This window comes from Actinotalea ferrariae CF5-4, assembly GCF_000603945.1.
Classification (GTDB): domain Bacteria; phylum Actinomycetota; class Actinomycetes; order Actinomycetales; family Cellulomonadaceae; genus Actinotalea; species Actinotalea ferrariae.
Map to the genome: position 1 here is coordinate 1 of NZ_AXCW01000252.1, position 5,817 is coordinate 5,817.

Below are 5,817 nucleotides of genomic sequence, written 5' to 3' on the forward strand. Positions count from 1 at the left end.
GTGCTGTCGTTCACGGTGACCTCCTGCGGGTCGGGACCGGACGGGCCGGGCGTCGTGGGGTCGTTCATCTCGTCTGTGTCGCCGCGGTGCCCGTGCTTGCACCGCCGGCGCGGCCCGTGACGGCGCCCGGCGCCGGCGGCGCCGTCCCCCCTCCCGTCGCCCACGCCTCCCGCAACCGGGCCCGGGCGCGCGACAGCGCGGCGTCCGCCCCGCCCCGGCCGATGCCGAGCACCTCGGCGATCTCGGCGCCGCCGAGGCCGTCCCAGGCGTGCAGGAGCAGGACGCGCCGGTCGCGCGCGGACAGCGCCCCGAGGGCGGCGCGGACCTGCTCGTCGGCCAGCACGAGGTGCGCGGGGTCGGCGTCGTCGACGTCGTCCGGCACCTCCGCCACGGGGACCGGGCGGCCCTTGCGGCGGTGGTTCGCCAGCACGAAGCCGGCGGTGCGGTAGAGCCAGGGCAGCTCGGCGCCGGCGGGGACGTCCGCGCGGCGACGCCACGCCGTCGTCAGCACCTCGGCGGTGAGGTCCTGGACGTCGTCGGCGGCGGCACGCCGGGCGAAGTAGCGGTGCAGGGCCGTGGCGTGGCTGCGGAAGAGGTCCTCGAACCACGCGTCCCACTCCCCGGTGGGCGGTGGCGAGGCCTCGTGCTGCGCGTCGGGCACGGTGGACTCCCGTCGTCCGTGGCTCCCCGGGCACGGGGGCGCCTACCCGAACTGTGTCGTGACGACGGCCGGCCTTGCAGGCGACGCGCGGGGCGCGCTTCGTGCCCTGCGGCGGACGGGTGAGATTCGGTTGACGACTGGACGAATTGCTTCAGCCGCCCGCAGGCTTCGTCGATGATCCTGGGAGACCCCGCCGCACGGGGTCGGGTCATCGGTGCCCCGCACCGCGCGCGCAGGAGGAGGTCCGCGTGAGCACGTTGCGGGCGAGCGCGCTCGTGGAGATCCTCGACCTCCTCCCCGACCGGGTCGTCCGGTACCGCGTCGAGGACCTCACCGTCCTGTACTGCAACCGGGCCTGGTCCGTGCAGTGGGACCGCGAGCCGCAGGAGCTCATCGGGTCGCAGCTGGACCGCCTGCTGCGGCCGGAGGAGATCGAGGGGCTGACCATCCAGCTCTCCCGGCTCGGCCCGAGCAACCCCGTCCTCGACGACGTCGCCGTGCGCCCGGCCACCCGGCAGCAGGGCCGGTGGATCCAGTGGACGGACCGTTACCTGCACACCCCAGACGGGCCGCACATCCTCGCCGTCGGGCGGGACGTGACCGAGCGGCTGGCCGCCGAGCAGCAGCTCGCCGAGAACGAGCGGCACTTCCGCGCTCTGGCGGACCTGTCGACGGACATCGTCTTCCGCGGCGCCCGGGAGCCCGCGGTGCACCTGGGCTACGTCAGCCCGTCCGTGGTCACGGTCACGGGCTGGACACCCGACGACTTCGGCACGGACATGACGCACCTCATGTCGATCCTCGACGACGACGGCCGCGACCTCCTCGCCCGGGCGATGCGGGAGGGCCGGCTGCCGGACCGGTTCGACCTGCGTGTCACCCGGGCCGACGGCGGCGTGGCGGTCCTGGAGCTCCAGGTCGTGAACCTGCCCGACGGCGTCCAGGGGGTCGCCCGCGACGTCACGGACGTCCGGCGCATCCAGGAGGACCTCGAGCAGTCCGCGTTCCGGGACCCCCTCACCGGCCTGGCGAACCGGCGCTTCCTCGACGAGCTGCTCCAGGGGGCGCTGGACCGCCAGGACCGCACCGGGCAGGCCGTCGTCGTGCACTACCTGGACCTCGACGACTTCAAGCCGCTCAACGACACCCACGGGCACGCGTTCGGCGACCTCGTGCTGCAGGAGATCGCCCGTCGCCTGGTCGCCACGGTGCGCGAGGAGGACGTCGTCGCGCGCGTGGGCGGCGACGAGTTCGTGGTCCTGAGCGAGCGGCCGCGCGGCGCCTCACCGGGCAGCTCCGCCGACCGGATCGCCGACGCCGTCGCGGAGCCCATGGTCATCGAGGGCCGCGAGGTGCGGGTCCGGACCAGCGTCGGGCGCGCGGTCGCCCGCCCGGGGCAGACCGCCCACGAGGTCCTCGACGACGCCGACCACGCGATGTACCAGGTCAAGCGCAGCCGCGTCCCGCGCTGACGGTCCGCGCCCGGACGCACGAGAGCCCCCGTCCTGACGGACGGGGGCTCTCGGTCACCGGGGGGCCCGGCTCACAGGTCGCGCGGTGCGCGGTCCGTGGGCGTCGGGCCGGAGGGTGTCAGAGTCAGAGCGGAACGACGTTCGCGGCCTGCGGGCCCTTGGGGCCCTGGTTGACCTCGAACTCGACGCGCTGGTTCTCCTCGAGGGAGCGGTAGCCGCTCGAGTTGATCGCCGAGTAGTGGGCGAAGACGTCGGCCGAGCCGTCGTCGGGGGCGATGAAGCCGAAGCCCTTCTCGGCGTTGAACCACTTCACGGTGCCAGTAGCCATGGTGTTCTCCTTCAGGAGTACGTGCCGGACCCGACTTTCGGGTCCCGTCATCGCGGTGTTCGTGCGTCCGCTCTCCAAAAAGAGAAAAACGCCTCGGCAGCAAGGGCCTCGGCGCGTCAAGACGTCAAGCACTGCAACTTCGCGTCCGACACTAGCCCACACCCGCCCCCGGCACCACCCCTTCGCTCACGGCGGAATCACCGGCCCGTGCGGCCGGGTGCGGGCACGCGTGTCCGGCGGTCCCGTCGGGGACCGCGCAGCGCCTCCGACCGGACGGTCCCCGCTCCCGCTCCGCACGCGGATACGCTCCGGACGTGAAGCCGTTCCTGCTGCTGGCCACCCGCGCGGAGGACGACGCCGCCGACGGCGAGTACGCGGCGTTCCGCCAGTTCGGCCGGCTCACGGAGGACCAGCTGCACCGGGTGCGCCTCGAGGCCGGGCCCCTGCCCGCGCTGGACCTCGACGACTACTCGGGCGTCGTCGTCGGGGGCAGCCCGTTCTGCACGAGCGACCCGGAGGAGAGCAAGTCGCCGGTGCAGCGCCGCGTGGAGGCTGAGCTGGCCGGGCTGCTCGACGAGGTGGTCGCCCGCGACGTGCCGTTCCTCGGGGCCTGCTACGGCATCGGGACGCTGGGTGTGCACCAGGGCGGGGTCGTCGACCGCACCTTCGGGGAGCCGGTCGGTGCCGTGGACGTGACGCTGACCGCGGAGGGCCGTGCGGACCCGGTCCTGGGCGCCCTGCCGGAGCGGTTCTCGGCCTTCGTCGGGCACAAGGAGGCGCTCAGCGTGCCGCCGCCCGGCGCCGTCGTGCTCGCCACCTCGCCCGCCTGCCCGGTGCAGGCCTTCCGCCTGCGGCAGAACCTCTATGCGACGCAGTTCCACCCGGAGCTCGACGTCCCCGGCATCGTCCGGCGCGTCGAGGTGTACCGGGACGCGGGCTACTTCCCCGCCGACGAGCTGGCCGACGTCGTCGCGCGGATCAGCGCCGCGACGGTCGAGCACCCGCCGCGCGTGGTCGCCGCCTTCGTGCGCCGGTACGCGCGCGACTGAGCGCCGCAGGGCACGGCCGGGCGCGATCGGGCGCGAGCCGGCCCTGCTCCCCCACCCACGGCCGGGGACCTCAGTCGAGCGCCTCCCGCACCAGCCGCAGCGCGACCTCGCGGTCCAGGCCGAGCTCGCCGGCGCGGCGCGCGAAGGCGGTCGCGGCCACCCGGCCCTCCCGCTCGCGATCCTCCCCCCGCACCGCGACGAACGTGCCGCTGCGGCCCCGGGTGACGACGACGCCGCCCTGCTCGAGCTCCCGGTACGCCCGGGCGACGGTGTTGGCGGCCAGACCGAGGTCCTCCGCGAGCCGGCGCACGGTCGGCAGGCGGTGCCCGGGGACCAGGGCGCCCGTGGCGGCCTGCTCCTCGATCTGGCGCCGCACCTGCTCGTACGGCGGCACGTGGCTGGCCGGGTCGACGACGATCACGCGGCACCACCGGCGGAGGCGGAGGCCGGCCACAGCGCGCGCCGGACGTGGCGCTCGGGCCGGACGACGAGACCGGCGAGAGCGCCGACGGCGAGCGCCGTCGACAGGGCGATGGTCAGGCCGCTCGTCACCCCGACGGCCACGTTCGCCGGCCATCCGCCGTCCGCCCTGCCGGAGGCGAGCCAGATGGCGACGAAGGCGAGACCGGCACCGCCCGCGACCACGACGCCGACGAGGTCGCGCAGCGCCCGCGCCCGCAGGGCGTCGTCCCAGGCGAGCTCGAGCGTCGTCCGGGCCGGTTGGGGCCGGGCGACGAGGCGCCGCCCTGCGACCTGCGCCAGGACGAGGAGGACCACCGGGAGACACGCGAGGACGACCGCAGGGGCCCACGGCATCCCGGGGAGGTCACCACCGAGGCGCGTCGAGGCGCCCAGGGCCAGCAGTGCGCCGGCCGGAGCGGCGGCCGCCACCGCAGCACTGCCACGCTCGAGGGGCGCGACGTAGTCGGCCACGTCAGGCGTGCTGGTCCGCGCGATCCGCACCTCCTCCGGCGGCACCGTGACGCCGGACTCCTTCCAGGCGACGAACCCTTGCCCGGCCGCCGCGCCGATGCCCCCGGCGAGGGCGGTCACGATCACCGGCAGCACGATCTGGTCGGGACGTGTGGCGAGCAGGGCTGCGGCTGCCACCACCACGCCCACCGCCATCCCGATCGCCGCGGCCCGGTCCCGCGCACGGCAGCGGGCGACCACCGCGCTCTCCGTCGGACCGGCCAGGGCCAGGTCCACGGTGCGCGCGAGCGCGTGTGCCGCCGCGAGAGCGCGGCGCGGGTCGGCCGCGCGGCGCCCCAGCTGAGCGGCGAGGAGCAGCCACACGAGGGCCACCACGAGGACACCGGTCATCGATCGCTCCTGCCGCCGGTCCGGATGTACCGCATACTGTACTGCGACAATATCGCTACAGACACCTCGGCGGCGGCGTGCCGCGCGAGGCCAGGTCCGTGGGTTTGAGTCCACCCGCCGGCGAGGCGCATCCTGGGCCGACCCAGGAGGACACATGACCGCGGGGACCACGCCCCCGTCCGTCCCGACGCCCGGCACCCCGGGGCCCACCGGCACGACGACGAGCACGACCACGACGACGAGCGCGACGACGACGAGCGCGGCCGCCACGCGCACCGTTGCCCCCGCCACCGCGGGCGCCCCGAGCACCCCGAGCCCCCCCACCCCGGGCCCACCCACCCGCGGCCCGCTGCTCAGCGGTCCCTACCGCGCCGTCACGCTCGGCATGGTGGCCCTCATCACGCTGTCCGCCTTCGAGGCGCTGGCCGTGACGACCGCGATGCCCATCGTCGCTGCCGAGCTCGGCGGCCTCTCGCTCTACGCGATGGCCTTCGCCGGGCCGGTCGCCACGGGCGTCGTCGGCATGGTCGGCGGAGGGATGTGGACCGACCGCGCCGGACCGGCGCGCCCGCTCCTGGTGGGCGTGGCCGTGTTCGCGGCAGGGCTGCTCGTGGCCGGGACCGCGGCGACGATGGCGACGGTCGTGGTGGGGCGGGTGCTCCAGGGCCTCGGCTCCGGGATGCTCATCGTGGCGGTCTACGTCGTCGTGGCTCGCGTCTTCCCGGACGACCTGCGGCCCCGGGTCTTCGCCGCCTTCGCGGCCGCCTGGGTGCTGCCGTCCGTCGTCGGCCCCGCGGTGGCGGGCCTCGTGGCCGAGCACCTCGGCTGGCGCTGGGTCTTCCTCGCCGTCCCCGTCCTCGCGCTCCCGGCGCTGCTCGCCGTGCAGCCCACCCTGCGGTCGCTGCACGGCCCCGTGGCGTCCGAGCCGCCCGCCTCGGGGCCGGAGCCGGAGCCCGCGGGGCCCCCCGAGCCCGACGCGACGGG

Annotated in this window: 7 protein-coding genes; 3 read left to right on the forward strand and 4 right to left on the reverse strand. The window is 75.7% G+C overall.

What is annotated here, in order from left to right:
• Positions 1–64 precede the first annotated feature (64 nt).
• Positions 65–661 (reverse strand): RNA polymerase sigma factor, encoded by a 597-nt coding sequence (locus N866_RS15665; protein WP_052023142.1) that lies wholly within the window; start codon positions 659–661, stop codon positions 65–67.
• Positions 662–909: 248 nt separating this feature from the next.
• Here N866_RS15665 and N866_RS20070 point away from each other — a divergent pair, with 248 nt between their 5' ends.
• Positions 910–2,133 (forward strand): diguanylate cyclase domain-containing protein, encoded by a 1,224-nt coding sequence (locus N866_RS20070; RefSeq protein ID WP_052023143.1) that lies wholly within the window; start codon positions 910–912, stop codon positions 2,131–2,133.
• 124 nt (positions 2,134–2,257) lie between these two features.
• On the opposite strand, the gene cspE is transcribed toward N866_RS20070, so the two are convergent.
• Complete coding sequence (gene cspE / locus N866_RS15675) at positions 2,258–2,461, reverse strand: transcription antiterminator/RNA stability regulator CspE (protein WP_034228060.1); 204 nt, start codon at positions 2,459–2,461, stop codon at positions 2,258–2,260.
• Positions 2,462–2,775: 314 nt separating this feature from the next.
• On the opposite strand from cspE, the gene N866_RS15680 reads away from it, so the two are divergent.
• The gene (locus N866_RS15680) at positions 2,776–3,510 is read left to right on the forward strand and encodes a glutamine amidotransferase (RefSeq protein WP_034228061.1); all 735 of its coding nucleotides are present in this window, start codon (positions 2,776–2,778) and stop codon (positions 3,508–3,510) included.
• 70 nt (positions 3,511–3,580) lie between these two features.
• Here the strand turns inward: N866_RS15680 and N866_RS15685 are convergent, their stop codons facing one another.
• Positions 3,581–3,931, reverse strand: a complete 351-nt coding sequence (locus tag N866_RS15685) for a GntR family transcriptional regulator (RefSeq protein WP_034228069.1) — start codon at positions 3,929–3,931, stop codon at positions 3,581–3,583.
• On the reverse strand, positions 3,928–4,833 hold the full coding sequence (locus N866_RS22465) for a hypothetical protein (protein ID WP_034228063.1): 906 nt from the start codon (positions 4,831–4,833) through the stop codon (positions 3,928–3,930). Before N866_RS22465 ends, N866_RS15685 begins: the two co-directional genes overlap by 4 nt.
• 154 nt (positions 4,834–4,987) lie before the next feature.
• On the opposite strand from N866_RS22465, the gene N866_RS15695 reads away from it, so the two are divergent.
• Positions 4,988–5,817 (forward strand): MFS transporter (locus tag N866_RS15695; RefSeq protein WP_245612623.1); only part of this gene is annotated, 830 nt, incomplete at its 3' end.

Coding starts and splice junctions, on each gene's coding strand:
- cspE (WP_034228060.1), bottom strand. CDS start 2,461: ATGGCTACTGGCACCGTGAAGTGGTTCAACGCCGAGAAGGGCTTCGGC.
- N866_RS22465 (WP_034228063.1), bottom strand. CDS start 4,833: ATGACCGGTGTCCTCGTGGTGGCCCTCGTGTGGCTGCTCCTCGCCGCT.